This window comes from Aquirufa rosea, assembly GCF_004118285.1.
In the GTDB taxonomy this organism is placed as follows: Bacteria; Bacteroidota; Bacteroidia; order Cytophagales; family Spirosomataceae; genus Aquirufa; species Aquirufa rosea.
The window spans coordinates 101,068-116,146 of record NZ_SDHY01000001.1 but is presented as its reverse complement, the minus strand read 5'-3'; the positions used below and the strand labels follow the sequence as shown (position 1 = coordinate 116,146).

Annotated in this window: 13 protein-coding genes; 4 read left to right on the top strand and 9 right to left on the bottom strand. The window is 37.6% G+C overall.

Going from position 1 to position 15,079, the window contains the following annotated elements; genetic code table 11:
* Positions 1-100 precede the first annotated feature (100 nt).
* Genes fabG through ESB04_RS00510 form a run of 3 tightly spaced genes read right to left on the bottom strand, consistent with a single transcriptional unit; the run spans position 101 to position 4,068 of the window.
* Complete coding sequence (gene fabG / locus ESB04_RS00520; RefSeq protein WP_129025170.1) at positions 101-847, bottom strand: 3-oxoacyl-[acyl-carrier-protein] reductase; 747 nt, start codon at positions 845-847, stop codon at positions 101-103.
* An 18-nt stretch (positions 848-865) separates the two neighbouring features.
* The gene (locus ESB04_RS00515) at positions 866-3,412 is read right to left on the bottom strand and encodes an ATP-dependent Clp protease ATP-binding subunit (protein ID WP_129025168.1); all 2,547 of its coding nucleotides are present in this window, start codon (positions 3,410-3,412) and stop codon (positions 866-868) included.
* 59 nt (positions 3,413-3,471) lie between these two features.
* Positions 3,472-4,068, bottom strand: a complete 597-nt coding sequence (locus tag ESB04_RS00510) for a WbqC family protein (protein WP_129025166.1) — start codon at positions 4,066-4,068, stop codon at positions 3,472-3,474.
* Positions 4,069-4,132: 64 nt separating this feature from the next.
* Between ESB04_RS00510 and ESB04_RS00505 the strand changes: the two genes are divergently transcribed.
* A complete protein-coding gene (locus tag ESB04_RS00505) occupies positions 4,133-5,005 on the top strand; it encodes a lysophospholipid acyltransferase family protein (protein WP_129025163.1) in 873 nt (290 codons plus the stop codon).
* Here ESB04_RS00505 and ESB04_RS00500 read toward each other — a convergent pair.
* From ESB04_RS00500 to ESB04_RS00480, 5 genes are read right to left on the bottom strand one after another with little or no spacing between them, the layout of a single operon-like run.
* On the bottom strand, positions 5,002-5,628 hold the full coding sequence (locus ESB04_RS00500) for an L-threonylcarbamoyladenylate synthase (protein ID WP_129025161.1): 627 nt from the start codon (positions 5,626-5,628) through the stop codon (positions 5,002-5,004). The genes ESB04_RS00505 and ESB04_RS00500 overlap by 4 nt on opposite strands.
* Positions 5,591-6,559, bottom strand: coding sequence for a YihY/virulence factor BrkB family protein (locus ESB04_RS00495; RefSeq protein ID WP_129025159.1), 969 nt, complete (start codon positions 6,557-6,559; stop codon positions 5,591-5,593). The genes ESB04_RS00500 and ESB04_RS00495 overlap by 38 nt, the downstream gene beginning before the upstream one ends.
* A 1-nt stretch (position 6,560) precedes the next feature.
* The gene (locus ESB04_RS00490) at positions 6,561-6,965 is read right to left on the bottom strand and encodes an acyl-CoA thioesterase (RefSeq protein ID WP_129025157.1); all 405 of its coding nucleotides are present in this window, start codon (positions 6,963-6,965) and stop codon (positions 6,561-6,563) included.
* A gap of 2 nt (positions 6,966-6,967) precedes the next feature.
* Complete coding sequence (mltG, locus tag ESB04_RS00485; protein ID WP_129025155.1) at positions 6,968-7,999, bottom strand: endolytic transglycosylase MltG; 1,032 nt, start codon at positions 7,997-7,999, stop codon at positions 6,968-6,970.
* Positions 8,000-8,003: 4 nt separating this feature from the next.
* Positions 8,004-9,092 carry an Ldh family oxidoreductase gene (locus tag ESB04_RS00480; RefSeq protein WP_235832151.1) on the bottom strand — a complete coding sequence of 363 codons (1,089 nt, stop codon included), beginning with the start codon at positions 9,090-9,092 and terminating at the stop codon, positions 8,004-8,006.
* A 102-nt stretch (positions 9,093-9,194) separates the two neighbouring features.
* Between ESB04_RS00480 and ESB04_RS00475 the strand changes: the two genes are divergently transcribed.
* The 3 genes from ESB04_RS00475 to ESB04_RS00465 are packed head-to-tail and all read left to right on the top strand — an operon-like array spanning position 9,195 to position 13,930.
* A complete protein-coding gene (locus ESB04_RS00475) occupies positions 9,195-10,784 on the top strand; it encodes an FMN-binding glutamate synthase family protein (protein ID WP_129025151.1) in 1,590 nt (529 codons plus the stop codon).
* A 23-nt stretch (positions 10,785-10,807) separates the two neighbouring features.
* Positions 10,808-12,688 (top strand): ABC-F family ATP-binding cassette domain-containing protein, encoded by a 1,881-nt coding sequence (locus ESB04_RS00470; protein WP_129025149.1) that lies wholly within the window; start codon positions 10,808-10,810, stop codon positions 12,686-12,688.
* A 3-nt stretch (positions 12,689-12,691) separates the two neighbouring features.
* A complete protein-coding gene (locus ESB04_RS00465; RefSeq protein ID WP_129025147.1) occupies positions 12,692-13,930 on the top strand; it encodes a type IX secretion system plug protein in 1,239 nt (412 codons plus the stop codon).
* Between the two features lies 1 nt (position 13,931).
* On the opposite strand, the gene ychF is transcribed toward ESB04_RS00465, so the two are convergent.
* The gene (ychF, locus tag ESB04_RS00460) at positions 13,932-15,035 is read right to left on the bottom strand and encodes a redox-regulated ATPase YchF (protein WP_129025145.1); all 1,104 of its coding nucleotides are present in this window, start codon (positions 15,033-15,035) and stop codon (positions 13,932-13,934) included.
* Between the last annotated feature and the right edge of the window lie 44 nt (positions 15,036-15,079).

Genomic DNA, 15,079 nt, shown 5'->3' with positions numbered 1-15,079 from the left:
AATTGCAGCCAATAATAGACTAAGCCAATAAAAAAAACTAAGCCCAGTCCCAACCAAAGGGGAACTGAGCTTAGCCATGAATTGAGTAAAACCAATAACATCAGGTTAAAAGACCCCCATCCACTTGTAACACTTGACCAGTCACATAAGAAGATAATTCTGATCCCAAAAATAAACAAACGTTGGCCACCTCATCAGCTTGTCCTCCCCTTTTCAGTGGGATAGCTTTTGTCCACTCATCTACTGTAGCTTCATTTAATTCGCCAGTCATCTCGGTTTCGATAAATCCAGGCGCAATGGCATTACAACGAATATTTCTAGAACCTAATTCAAGGGCAACAGATTTGGTAAAACCAATAATACCGGCCTTGGAGGCAGAATAATTGGCTTGACCTGCATTTCCTTTAATTCCAACTATGGAAGTTAAATTAATAATCGAGCCAGACTTTGCTTTCATCATTGGTTTGATGGCAGCTTTAGTTAAGTTGAAAACAGATTTTAAGTTCACTCGAATCACTTCATCCCACTGCTCCTCACTCATACGCATCAATAAACCATCTCGTGTAATACCCGCATTGTTTATCAATACATCAATAGAACCAAAATCCTCCAGCACTGAATTTACTAATTCTTCCGAATCACTATACTGTGAGGCATCCGAGCGATAACCCTTAGCACGAACACCAAAAGCCGCTAATTCTTTTTCTAAAGCCTCTCCCTTCTCCACGGAAGATAAGTAAGTAAAAGCTACATTAGCCCCTGATTTAGCAAATGAAATGGCAATCGCTCGCCCAATTCCTCTAGAAGCACCAGTTACTAATACAACTTTGTTTTCAACTAATTTCATACTAATTATTTAATCGATTTATAGGTTTTTTCTTGTTAAAACTAAATCTGTAGCTCCCTCCGGGAAATCTAACTCAATCACTTCATTCTCTGCCAAAGGTCCTTTCAAAATTTCTTCTGCAAGCGGATCTTCTACATATTTTTGGATAGCCCTATTTAACGGCCTTGCACCATATTGAGGATCATATCCCTTTTCTGCAATATAATCTTTTGCCTTTTCGGTCAATGTTACCGTATATCCAAGATTTGAAAGTCGAGTTTTTAATTTAACCAACATCAAATCAATAATTTGATGCAGATCAACTTTTTCTAGAGAATTAAACACGATGATATCATCCAATCGGTTAATAAACTCCGGAGCAAAAGCCTTCTTCAGCGCATTTTGAATGGTGGATTTTGCATGCTCTTCTACATTATCTAATCTTGACTTAGTAGAGAAACCGATACCTGTACCAAAATCCTTTAAATCTCTAGCTCCAATATTGGAAGTCATAATGATAATCGTATTTCTAAAATCGACTCTTCTTCCAAGACCATCCGTTAAAATACCATCATCTAACACTTGAAGTAATAGATTAAAAACGTCCGGATGCGCTTTTTCAATTTCATCTAACAATACCACAGAATAAGGTTTTCTGCGAATTTTTTCTGTCAATTGCCCACCTTCTTCATAGCCCACATAGCCTGGAGGCGCACCTACTAATCGCGATACACTGAATTTCTCCATGTATTCACTCATATCTATTCGCACTAGAGAGTCCTCTTTATCGAACAGATAAGTGGCTAATACCTTGGCCATCTCCGTCTTGCCTACACCCGTTGGGCCTAGGAAAATAAATGAACCAATCGGCTTTTTAGGGTCCTTTAAACCAACGCGAGTACGTTGTATGGCTTTAACTAATTTCTTGATGGCATCACCTTGTCCAATCACATGTTTAGACATTTCTTGCTCCATCAACAAGAGTTTTTCACCTTCTTTGGCAGCCACACGATTTACCGGAATACCCGTCATTTGTGCAATAACTTCGGCAACATGTTCTTCGGTAACCGTAAATTTCTGCTTCTTGGACTCTTCTTCCCAGATGTTTTTAGCTTGCTCTAATTGATCGATCAATTTCTTTTCACGATCCCTCAATTGAGCAGCTTCCTCATATTTCTGCGACTTAACAACTTGATTCTTTTCTTTCTTAACAATCTCAATCTGAGACTCTAATGCCACTATATCAGCAGGCACATTGATGTTAGAAATATGTACACGAGCCCCTACCTCATCCATGACATCAATAGCTTTGTCTGGAAGAAAACGATCAGACACGTAACGATCCGACAATTTAACAGCGGACACAATGGACTCTGGAGTATACATCACATGATGATGTTCCTCGTATTTATCTTTAATATTATTCAATATTTCAATCGTCTCATCCACGGTGGTAGCATCTACCATGACGGTTTGGAAACGACGAGCTAAAGCTCCATCTTTCTCAATATACTGACGGTATTCGTCTAGAGTAGTTGCTCCAATAACTTGAATATCACCCCTTGCTAAAGCTGGCTTAAACATGTTGGAAGCATCTAAAGACCCCGATGCTCCACCTGCACCAACAATGGTATGCAGCTCATCAATGAACAAAATAACGTCTGTTGACTTCTCTAATTCATTCATCACCGCCTTCATACGTTCTTCAAACTGTCCACGGTATTTAGTACCAGCCACTAAGGATGCCAAATCTAGAGTAACTACGCGTTTTCCAAATAATACGCGAGAAACTTTCTTCTGAATAATCCTCAGAGCTAAACCTTCTGCAATAGCCGTTTTACCTACACCAGGCTCACCTATCAAAATCGGATTGTTTTTCTTGCGACGAGATAAAATCTGTGCTACACGCTCGATTTCTTTCTCACGACCAACAATTGGGTCTAATTTGCCATTTTCCGCTATTTTGGTCAAGTCTCTACCAAAATTATCTAAAACAGGAGTTTTACTTTTTTCTGCGCTTTTGGTGCCCGATGAAGTAGAACCCGATCCAGATGAACTGCCTGAACCAGAAGAATATAAACGACTGTCATCATCGTTGTCATCCGTATCCGAACTAGCTTTAGGTGAATTTTCTTGACCAGCACCATTTTGGAACTCCACCATTTCTTTGATCAAATCGTAATACACCTGGTACTTCTCTAAAATCTGAGTAGCGACATTGTCTTCATCGCGTAAAATGGCCATTAATAAATGATCTGTACCTACCAAATTGGTTTTAAAATACTTGGCTTCAAGGTAAGTCAATCTCAGTACCTTCTCCGCTTGTTTGGTCAAAGGTATGTTTAACATATTTTGCCTGTCAAAGGAAGAACGACTCGTAGATGCAGTTGAATGCTCAATGCTTTGCCTTAGTTGATCCAATGACACACCTGTCTTTAACAATAAATCAATACCTGGACCCTCACCATCACGAATCATTCCTAACATCAGGTGTTCTGTCCCAATGTAATCATGTCCTAAACGCAAGGCCTCTTCTCTTGCTAGAGAAATCACTTCTTTCACTTTATTTGAAAACTTAGCCTCCATATATATAATTTTTATGCCGAGAACAAGAACACCGTTCTATTTGTTCAATTTTTCTTCATTTAACCTAAAAAAAGATTAGCATCCCTTCCTTGATTCATCAATAAATCTAAGAGCGACAAATTGGCTTGGAATTTTTCTCCAAAACATTGTGTGTAAGCTAACTCTTTATAAACGCTTCTATTCTTCCAATCTTGCTTAGCCTGAATATAATTCCAAAATACATCATTCTCTTCAATTTGAAACGATTCTGTCAAAGAATAATTCCACTTTTTACCCAAAACTCTGGCGTACAATTCGAGAAATTCGATATTTAAATCTACTAAAAAATTTATTTTTTTCGCAAAAATAGCACGTATAAATGGCTCAAAATGTTCAAAATAAGGAGCTTTTCCATAAGCCGCTTGGATGGCCCCTTGATGCACTTTAACCCAATTTTGGGCATAATCAATTCGTACCTCTTTCGTTAATTGTTTTCCTTGCGGAGCGTGTTGAATAGGAACAATTAAAGTCTGGACTCCATTAGCTCCTAAAATATGTGCCCTGTTTCGAAATGTTTGCTTGGGGAAATTTTCGTGCACTTCAAATTGAATATCTTCTTGACGAAGCAATAGGCTTACATATTCAATGTTAGGTAAATAATGAATCTCAATGCGCATTCCCAAAAATTAATCGGATATTTGCAAAATTAATAGATTACCGCCAATAAGCCCCCGAAAGCTCATGATGTTTTTCTTCAAATTACTAGGCAGCTTACCTTTGTTTGTGTTGTACGGAATTGCCAACTGTTTGAAATGGATATTTTACGCCGTAATCTCTTATCGTAAAAAAGTCATTAAGGAAAACTTACAGCGTTCATTCCCAGAAAAATCTGCCAAAGAAATCAATGAAATTGCCTTTAAATTTTATGGTTATCTAACGGACCAATTGGTTGAATTCTTCAAAGGGGTTTCTCTCTCTGAAAAACAAGTTTTGGACCATGTGGAATTAAAAAATCCAGAAATAGTTCAAATTTACTTGGATCAAGGAATTCCTGTCATCATGGTAGCTGGCCATCAAGGAAATTGGGAATGGGCTATTCATCGATTGGCCTTAACAAAAAATACCTATGATATCGTCTATCAAAAATTAAACAACCCCGCTTTCAATCAGTTTAGCATGGAAGTAAGACAGAAATTTGGACATATCGTTTTGATGGAAAAGCGAGAATCAGTCATACTTACTCGTGACAGGAAATTAGTTCCCAGAGGAATTTGCTTGGCCGCAGATCAAGCTCCACAAAAACCAGAGTCGGCTTATTGGACGAATTTTTTGAATCAAGATACAGCCTTCTTTACAGGTATGGAGCGTTTTGCTCGGGAATATCAATATCCCGTAGTATTCGCTGAATTACTCAGAAAAGGTAGAGGTCAATATTCCATGACTTATGAAATTTTAGCAGAACCCAGTTTTGCAAATTTACCTCACGGAGAAATCATTGAGCGCTTTGCTCGTCGACTAGAAAAGTCCATAATAGAAAACCCAGAACAATATCTATGGTCACATCGAAGATGGAAGCATAAAAAACCTGCAAAAATCAGTACCAAGTGGAATTAAAGGAAATCAATGCAATCTCCTGCCCCTTCCCGTATCACCTCAATTTCATCGTTTTGTAAATCAATGATACTGGAAGCTTGTATTCCTCCAAAGTCACCGTTGAGAACCAAATCGACTTTATTTTGATAGGCATCAAAAATCAAACTTGGATCTGTGAAATCCTCAATATCTAAACCCTCTTGTGGTAAAGTAGTCGTCAGTAAAGGGTGCCCCAAAGCTTTCACAATTTCCAAAATAGGCTCATAATCTGGTATTCTGATACCGACAGTTTTTTTACCTTGAACTAAGATAGAAGGCACTTTAGAACTAGCTGGTAACACAAATGTATATGGACCTGGCAAATACCTTTTAAGAATTTTAAATGCAAAATCACTCACCTTAGCAAAACCAGCAATAGAACTTAAGTCAGCACAAATAAATGAAAAGCGATTTTTATTAGGCTTAATTTGTTTGATTTCACAGATTCTTTCTACCGCCTGCGTGGATTGAATAGAACAACCCAAAGCATACATGGTATCTGTAGGATAAATAATTACCCCATTTTTCTTCAATATTTGAACGACTTGGTCAATCAGTGCCTCCGAGTTATTCTTCTCGTAAATCTTTAAAAAAATTGCTTCCATTTTCTATGCGAGAAGGTGGATAAAAGAAATCATTAGGTTCTTGCTCATTATCCTCGATTTTTACCTGATCGATACTGGCATTAATTTCAAAACCTACCAATAGAATTAAGGCAAAAAAGTACAACCAAACCATCAGAGCTATCAGTGAACCAATAGAACCATACACCTTATTGTAACTTGCAAAATTCAACAAATAATATGAGAATATATTGGTAATCAAAATGGTCATAATGGACGCAGTAATGGAACCTGCATTAAAAAATTTCCATCTTTTGTGAATAGCAGGCGCATAAAAATAGATGATGGAAATGGTCAAAAAGAAGACAGAAAAAATAACAAAATAAGTTAATATCTTGATGATATAAAAGGTAAAGTCATAGTTGATCAAACCCCGATTTGCCAAGCTATGAACAATTAAATTCCCAACGATAAAAACCAAAAAAGCAGTTATCAGCACAAATGTTAATAAAAAATTCAGAGTGACAGCTATGACTCTTTCCTTGATAAAACCTCTATTTTCATTGGTCTTATAAGTTAAATTGAAAGACCTAATCAAGGCCATTATACCACTTGTAGAGGCGTATATAGCCAAAATAAAACCAAAGGAAAGAACACCTCCCCGCTTTTTACTTACCAATTCTACAATTAACTCAGATAAATCCTTCAACATGCTTTTGGGTATGGAACCCTTCAAAAAGCCAATCATTTTTGTGTCTAAATGATCAATGGGTAAATAGGCCAATAAAGAAAAAAGGAAAATAATGGCAGGAAAGAAAGCTAAAGTGAAATTATAAGCCACAGCTGCGGCCCTCACATCGATATCAAACTGGAATATTTTTTGATAAAGTATACTTAAAATCCGAGCCAAAACATAGTGCTCTTCTAGTTCCTTCCAAATTACTTTAAGTTCACGAAGTATACTTTTTTTCATATTAGAAATAGGGCTTCAAGACCTCAATCAAGTAATCTGGTGCCTTGACCATTTTTTGCCTTTTCATATCCATAAAAACCAAAGTCGTTTTTCCCTCGTGAATCAGTTCATTTTTTGAATTGAAAATTTGATAGGAAAATTGAATACGCACTTGTGGCAAAGACAACAACGTACATTTAATGGTCAACAATTCATCATAATACGCCGGAGCCAAAAACTTGGAATAATTTTCATAAACTGGTAATCCAATCTGTTGATCTTCCAATTCCTTATAGCTTACACCTAAACTACGAAGTGTCTCCACACGAGCTATTTCGAATAAGCGGGCATAATTACCATAATATACATATCCCATCTGATCCGTATCAGCATAACAAACTCGATATGTTACTTCATGGCTGTACATAATTACTTGATTTTCAATGCATCTAAGGCATTTTGGTATCTCTTGGCATTCTGCATATGTTCCTCATAACTTGTTGCAAAAGAATGGTATCCAGAGAAATCCTCTTTTGCGCAAAAATATAGGTAACTGTGTTTCTCTAAGTTTAACACCTTATCCATTACTTGAGGCGATGGAATGGAAATGGGGCCAGGAGGCAAACCACTTAAACGATAAGTATTGTAAGGTGAATTAATGGCCGTATACTTTCCCGTTACTCTTTTAATAGTAAAATCCTTCCAGGCAAAAACGATGGTAGGGTCAGCTTGCAAAGGCATACCTGTTTTTAATCGGTTCCAATAAACACCTGCAATTCTAGCTTGCTCATCCGATTTTTTACTCTCTCCTTCCACAATAGAAGCTAAAATACCCACCTCCGTAGGTGATAAGGCTAATTTTTCAGCTTGTGTTTGTCTGTCTGTATTCCAAAATTTCTTGTATTCTTTATTCATTTTCAACATAAATGAGTCAAATGAAGAGGTCCACAGAATTTCATAGGTGTTTGGAATAAATAAGCAGGGAACCGTTTCTTTGTTAAAGCCATATTGACTTAAATAAGCATTGGAATCTAATTGTTTGAGAATAAATGTAGAGTCAAATGGTAATTGTTTAGAAAGTTTTCCAGCAATATCCTCTTTCAAACGAAACGTATTGATAACCAATCTAATAGCATCTTGTCGACCGTTTCTTAATTTCCTTAAAATCTCAAAATTACCTGATTCTGAATAGATCAAATATCTACCGGCTTTCACCTTTTCAGGATAAGACATCAATTTAGCTAAAAAGCGAAAACTCAATTGATCTCGAACCAATTGATGCTTATTGAGGGTATCTAAGACCGTTTGGAAATTTGCTCCTTTAGGAATCAATAAAACAAATGGTTTTTCAGCCTTTACATCAAAATTAGGTGTTTTAAATACTTGCCAAACATAATATGAAAACATGGCAGCAAGCAATGAAAAAACGAGAATGGCGATTTTGATTTTTTTATTATCCATCAATTTAGGCGATCGAAAAAGGTAAATTAAAACGTTTTGACAATGCTTTTAAATCAGCGACAACTGGCTCCAACAAAGGAATTCCCATGGATTTTCGTTCAGCTTCTAAAATTCTTTCTGGGTCACCAGGAATGATCACTTGCTTCCCGTCCACTGCTTCTGCCGACCTAAAACGCTGAATCCATTTATCCATATCGTATTTAAACTCTTCTGCCGGACGGAAGGAATCTACGCGCATAGCGCCAAGAAAATGGCCTGTTCCTATACCTACGGATTCACCTGCTGACATAAATCCTGCTGTGGCAAATGGAGGCACCCAAGGACCAAAATTAGCTCCTGATAAAACACCTGAAAGTATGTCTACCATAGCGCCTAAAGCATAACCTTTATGTGAACCATGTTCTCTATCACCTCCTAATGGCAACAATGCACCACCATTTTTTATCGCAAAAGCATCGTTACAAGGATTCCCATCAGCATCTTGCACCCAACCATCAGGAGTATCTAATCCTTTCCTTTGAAGAATTTCTAATTTTCCATAGGCTACCGCAGTGGATGCGAAATCCGCTACAAAAGGAGGTTCCGTTTGAGCAGGAATAGCTATGGCAATTGGATTCGTTCCTAATAATCTTTCTCTCGAAAAAGTGGGCGTTACCAATGGAGCCGCATGTGTCATAGCCCAACCGATCATTTCATGGTCTAGGGCTTTCATAGCATGATATCCCGCGATACCAAAATGGTTAGAATTTCTTACTGCCACCCATCCTGTACCTGCCAAATTGGCTTTTTCACAAGCTATTTCCATAGCACGAGGCGCCACAACCAATCCCAAACCTTTATCACCATCAATGACAGCCGTGGAGGGCGTTTCATGAACAATAGCAATTTGAGGATTAGGATTTAAACGCCCGTGGTCAAATAATCGGATATACCCAGCTAATCTAGCTACCCCATGTGAATCTATTCCTCGAGCGTCAGCTGATACTAAAACTTCAGCGGCTAATTGAGCTTGGCTTTCGGGAGTCCCGATGGACTCAAAAACGGAAGCCACAAAATTTTGTAAGCGATGATAATCTGCTTGCATAGTCTTCATTCAAAGCACAAAGATAAAAATATTATGGGCTAATAAAACTTTTAATGGCATGCCACCGTTGTTTAGTATATTCGCTTTGTCGAAATAATACTTCATCAAATTATGCTACTATCCTACCTTTTTGAAATCGCGCAATCTTTCTGGTTTTGGTTCATTTTAGTCGTTATTGCTGTCGTTATTAGAGACATTTTTATACAAAAAAGCCATACCATTACGCACAATTTTCCTATCATTGGACATTTTAGGTACTGGATTGAAATGATTGGTCCAGAAATTCGTCAATACATTGTGGCCAATAACCGGGAGGAACTTCCTTTCAATAGACAAGAAAGATCATGGATTTACGCCTCTTCGAAGAATGAAAATAACCTTCAAGGTTTTGGCAGCGACCAAGATTTTAACTCACCAGGCTATATTTTCATCAAAAATGCCATGATGGGATTTAATCCTCCCAAAGATCATCCATTTAGAACTAATCCCGGAGTAATTCCAGCAGCCAAAGTTATTGGTACATATCATGGAAGAAAAAGACCTTTTAGACCCTATTCAATAATTAATATTTCGGGTATGAGTTATGGATCTTTATCAGCAAAAGCTGTAGAATCTTTAAACAAAGGGGCTTACCTAGCAGGCTGTTTCCACAACACCGGTGAAGGTTCTCTTTCACCATATCACCAAATGGGAGCGGATGTTGTCCTAAATATTGGAACAGCTTATTTTGGAGTGAGGGATTTAGATGGAAAATTTTCAATGGAAAAATTAGTTGAAAAGGTAAATGCTAATCCAAGGTTAAGAGCCATCGAATTAAAACTTTCTCAAGGCGCCAAACCAGGAAAAGGTGGCATGTTACCTGCAGCCAAAGTCAATAAGGAAATTGCCGAAATTCGTCATATCCCTGTGGGTAAAGATGCCTTTTCTCCTGCCTTTCATGCTGAATTTACCACCATTCCAGAAATGGTAGATTTTATAGAAAAAATGGCCGATGCCACGGGATTACCTGTTGGTATAAAATCAGCCATCGGGAAATTAGAACAATGGGAAGAGCTTGCCTTATACATGAAGAAAACAGGCAAAGGACCCGATTTTATCACCATTGATGGAGGTGAAGGAGGAACAGGAGCTGCACCCCATGCCTTTGCTGACCACGTTTCCATGCCATTTACCTTTGCCTTTGCCAAGGTGTATCAAATATTCCAAAGACAAGGATTAACAGAACACCTATTTTTTATTGCCTCAGGAAAATTGGGATTTCCAGAAAAAGCCTTGATGGCTTTTGCTATGGGAGCTGACTCTATCAATATTGCCAGAGAAGCCATGTTGTCTATTGGATGTATTCAAGCGCAAAAATGCCATACCAACCACTGCCCTACTGGAATTGCCACCTCTAATAAGTGGTTGCAAGCAGGTATCGATGTGACCTTAAAAAGTGAACGATTTTATTTATACCACCATACTTTGGTTAAGGAAATAGGAGAAATAACACATGCCTGTGGCTATGAGCATCCTTGCCAAATAACCATGGATGATATTGAATTTTCCATGGGTGACAACAACCGTACTATTGCCCTGTCCAAGTCTTTAGGTTACCATAAAGACCCAGTCAAATATGACGGATTCCGAGAATTATTGACTTGTTCTCATTTAGGGGGTGAAGGTGCTAGAAAACGATTGGCATTTGCACCACAGGTTTAAAAAGGATTGGTTATCTTTGTGGCATGTTATCCATATCCAATTTAAGTTTCTATTTCGGTAGCCGGGCATTATACGAAAATGCCAATTTACATATCAAACCAAAAACCAAGATTGGCCTTATCGGGGCCAATGGTACTGGTAAATCAACTTTACTTCGGCTCATTTCTGGGGAATATACTCCTGATGGAGGAACCATTTCCAAATCGGGTGAATGTACCATTGGGTTTTTGAACCAAGATTTACTTTCCTATCAAACTGATGACAGTATCTTGGAGGTTGCCATGCAAGCTTTCGAAAAGCAGCTGGAGCTCCAACACAAAATAGATGCCGTCTTGCAGAAGATGGAAACCAATTATGAAGACAAGGACATCGACACCCTTGCTCATCTTCAAGAGGAATTCGAGCGTTTAGATGGATATACCATCCAAGCGAAAACAGAAGAAATATTAGAAGGACTAGGTTTTTCTACCGAGGATTTATCCAGACCACTTCGATTATTTTCAGGAGGTTGGCGAATGCGGGTCATGTTAGCCAAATTACTTTTACAAAAACCGGCTTTACTATTATTGGATGAACCTACCAACCACTTGGACTTACCTTCCATTGAATGGGTAGAAAAATACATTCACGATTACGAAGGTTCCATAGTTGTTGTATCTCACGACCGCTATTTTCTTGATAGAACCATAGATCATATTGCAGAAGTATCTAATGCCAAAATCACCTTATATCCAGGGAATTATTCCTTTTATTTGGAAGAAAAAGCCTTGAGAAATGAAGTACAAAAAGGGGCATATGAAAATCAACAGGCGCAGATACGCCAGACGGAAAGGTTTATTGAACGCTTTAAAGCTAAGGCCTCTAAAGCTCGACAGGTTCAATCTAGGGTAAAAGCCTTGGATAAAATTGAGTTAATTGATGATGTCATCGATGAAAAAGCCAAAGTAAATTTCAAATTCAATTTTGGTACTCAGCCTGGTAGATTCATTCTATTTTTAGAACAAATATCGAAGGCTTATGGAGAGAAAATTATTCTAAAAAACACCTCAGCCACTATCAATCGCGGAGATAAAATTGCGCTGATTGGTGCTAATGGAAAAGGTAAATCTACGTTACTTCGAATTATATCAGGAACAGAGGATATTGAAGGGGTTAGAAGATTAGGACATAACGTTATTGAATCCTTTTTTGCCCAACATCAATTAGAAAGTTTGCAAGTTGAAAACACGCTGCTGGATGAACTAAAAATGACAGGTACGACCAAAACCGAAATGGAATTGAGGAGTATTTTGGGTTGTTTCTTATTCTCCGGAGAAGAAGTATTTAAGAAAATCAAAGTACTTTCTGGGGGTGAAAAATCCAGAGTAGCCTTAGCCAAAGTATTGATTTCGCAGGCCAATTTTTTGTTGTTGGATGAGCCTACCAACCACCTCGACATGCAGTCGGTCAATATTTTAATTCAAGCATTGCAACAGTATGAAGGTAGTTATGTAGTTGTTTCACATGACCGTTTCTTTGTTTCACAAATTGCCAATAAAATCTGGTACTTAGAGGATTATGAAATAAAGGAATACCCTGGAACATTTGAAGAATATGAAACTTGGCAAGAGAGCAGAAAGGGAGAAATAAGTGCTGATAATAAAAAGCCCGTTGAGAAACTAAAACCTGAACTTGAAAAAACGGTAAGTCCGAAAACACCAGTCATCAACCAAAGCAAACAAATTGAAAAACTGGAAGGGAAAATAATGGAATTAGAAAATGCTAAAACTGAGATGGAGACTAAAATGGCTGAATTAGCTCAAAATAAGGAATTCCAAGAGTTAAAGAATTTAGAGAACGACCTAAAAAACATTTCCGATGAACTAAATCAAGTGATGCAGGAATGGGAAGAATTAATCGCTTAAATCATGTTGAACCGGATTTTTTTTTCTTGGCTTTGTCTACTCTTGAGTTCAATCACCTATGGACAAATATCCAGTAAAAAATTCAAGTCCGATATTCAAACCATCTTGTTAAGCAAGCCGGAGGAAAAAAGCATTTTAAATGATAATCCTGTCATTGATCTATCGAGTCAAGGAAATTATCAATTATCCTTTGATGACTTAGGCTTAAAAAACTTAAATTATCAATTGAGAATTATACATTGCCAAGCCGATTGGCAAGCGTCTTCACTTTCTGAAATAGAATATTTGCAGGACTTCAATGATGTTCCAATTCGGTCTCCAAGAAATTCATTCGGAACTAAAATTCCCTATTTACATTATCAAATACCATTACCAAAAGTCAGAATATCAGGCAATTACATAGCCATGGTATATGCCCAAAGAAATAAAAGAGATACTGTATTTACCAAACGATTCTCGGTTTATGAAAATGCGATAACCATTGCTGCTAAAATATCATTTGCTCGACCTAACCACCTTAGAAATACACATCAGGCCATTGATTTAAGCCTCCTGTACCCCAATGATATCATGCTTAATTCGGAGGAGGGTTTACGCATCATTTTGAGAAAAAATTATCAAAATGAGAATTACTTACACAAAATACCGCGGGCACAAATTAACGGACAAGAAAGACGCATTAGTTTTCCATTTTATGAAAATGAAAATGTAATTCCAGGCGGAAATGAATTTAGATTGATAAATCTATCTAGTACCCAACAAAAAATGACCTTTGTGGAAAGTATTCGTCAAAGCGATGCATATACAGAAATCAGCACCATGCCCGAAGTTCCACAAGGGAATTACTCCTATATTCAAAGACCCGACTTCGATGGCTCATTTGTTATTGATAACTACGAAAATGGGAATTCATCGGTTGCCTCGGATTATATATGGTGTCTTTTCCAACTTAAAACGGAAGAAATACCTGATAGTAAAATATATGTCGTTGGAGGATTTAATCAATTTGAGAAAGGCCCTCTTAATCTTATGGAATACGATGCTACTAAGCAAATGTATACCAAAAGGATTTTGTTAAAACAGGGTATATATAACTATTTGTTTGCAAGTAGCCCTTACCATGAAAAATTGGAAGGAAATTACTCACAAACTGAAAATACCTATGAGGTATTAGTCTATTTTAAAAAACCTGGCGACCGCCATGATTCCTTATTAGGCTACCAAAAATTGATTTATCCATGATTTAAACATTAAATCTAAAGTGCATGATATCACCATCTTGCACGACATATTCCTTACCTTCCACACTCATTTTACCCGCCTCTTTACATGCTAATTCAGTTTTAAGAGCTTGATAATCTTCTAATTTAATTACCTCAGCACGTATAAAGCCTTTTTCAAAATCGGTATGAATAACCCCAGCTGCTTGTGGAGCTTTCCACCCCTTCTGAATGGTCCAAGCACGAACCTCCTGTACACCTGCTGTAAAATAAGTAATCAAATTCAGTAAATAGTAAGAACTACGAATCAACTTACTCAAACCAGATTCTGTTAAACCATATTCACCTAAAAACATAGCTCTTTCCTCTGGATCCTCTATTTCAGCAATTTGAGCTTCAAGTGCCGCACAAACAACGATTACTTCCGCATTCTCTGCCTGTACATTTTCTCTAAGCTGATCAACGTACTCATTTCCTCCATTAGCTAAGGCAGATTCATCCACATTGGCCACATAAATTACAGGCTTATCAGTTAATAAGAATAAATCACCAATGGCTGCCGATCTAATTTCAGGATCCAATACGACTGTTCTGGCAGATTTACCAGCCTCTAAAGCCGCCTTAAACTGTTGCAAAGCTGCTAATTCTTGCTTCGCTTTGGCATCTCCAGCTTTGGCAGCTCGTTCTGTTTTGGAAATTTTTTTATCTACAGAGTCTAAATCTTTCAATTGCAACTCCATATCAATGATTTCCTTATCGCTTACGGGATTCACACGTCCTTCAACGTGAACTATGTTTTCATCTTCAAAGCAACGTACCACATGTATAATTGCATCTACTTCACGAATATTGGCCAAGAACTTATTTCCTAAACCTGCACCTTGAGAAGCTCCTTTCACCAAGCCCGCAATATCAGTAAATTCTATCACGGTTGGTAAAACACGTTGAGGCTTTACCAAAGCCTCTAATATTGACAAACGCTCGTCAGGAACAGTTACTATTCCTACGTTCGGCTCAATAGTACAAAATGGATAATTGGCTGCTTCTGCCTTGTTTGAAGAAATAGCACTAAATAGAGTTGACTTTCCAACGTTGGGTAAACCCACAATGCCACACGTTAATCCCATATAATTTAATTAAATAAAATACAAAAGTACGGCTAAAAATTAAA

Excerpts from the sequence above, each read along its gene's own strand:
- ychF (WP_129025145.1), bottom strand. The coding sequence starts at position 15,035 with ATGGGATTAACGTGTGGCATTGTGGGTTTACCCAACGTTGGAAAGTCA.
- ESB04_RS00510 (WP_129025166.1), bottom strand. The coding sequence starts at position 4,068 with ATGCGCATTGAGATTCATTATTTACCTAACATTGAATATGTAAGCCTA.
- fabG (WP_129025170.1), bottom strand. The coding sequence starts at position 847 with ATGAAATTAGTTGAAAACAAAGTTGTATTAGTAACTGGTGCTTCTAGA.
- ESB04_RS00500 (WP_129025161.1), bottom strand. The coding sequence starts at position 5,628 with ATGGAAGCAATTTTTTTAAAGATTTACGAGAAGAATAACTCGGAGGCA.
- ESB04_RS00515 (WP_129025168.1), bottom strand. The coding sequence starts at position 3,412 with ATGGAGGCTAAGTTTTCAAATAAAGTGAAAGAAGTGATTTCTCTAGCA.
- ESB04_RS00465 (WP_129025147.1), top strand. The coding sequence starts at position 12,692 with ATGTTGAACCGGATTTTTTTTTCTTGGCTTTGTCTACTCTTGAGTTCA.
- ESB04_RS00480 (WP_235832151.1), bottom strand. The coding sequence starts at position 9,092 with ATGAAGACTATGCAAGCAGATTATCATCGCTTACAAAATTTTGTGGCT.
- ESB04_RS00505 (WP_129025163.1), top strand. The coding sequence starts at position 4,133 with ATGATGTTTTTCTTCAAATTACTAGGCAGCTTACCTTTGTTTGTGTTG.
- ESB04_RS00470 (WP_129025149.1), top strand. The coding sequence starts at position 10,808 with ATGTTATCCATATCCAATTTAAGTTTCTATTTCGGTAGCCGGGCATTA.
- ESB04_RS00490 (WP_129025157.1), bottom strand. The coding sequence starts at position 6,965 with ATGTACAGCCATGAAGTAACATATCGAGTTTGTTATGCTGATACGGAT.
- mltG (WP_129025155.1), bottom strand. The coding sequence starts at position 7,999 with ATGGATAATAAAAAAATCAAAATCGCCATTCTCGTTTTTTCATTGCTT.
- ESB04_RS00495 (WP_129025159.1), bottom strand. The coding sequence starts at position 6,559 with ATGAAAAAAAGTATACTTCGTGAACTTAAAGTAATTTGGAAGGAACTA.
- ESB04_RS00475 (WP_129025151.1), top strand. The coding sequence starts at position 9,195 with ATGCTACTATCCTACCTTTTTGAAATCGCGCAATCTTTCTGGTTTTGG.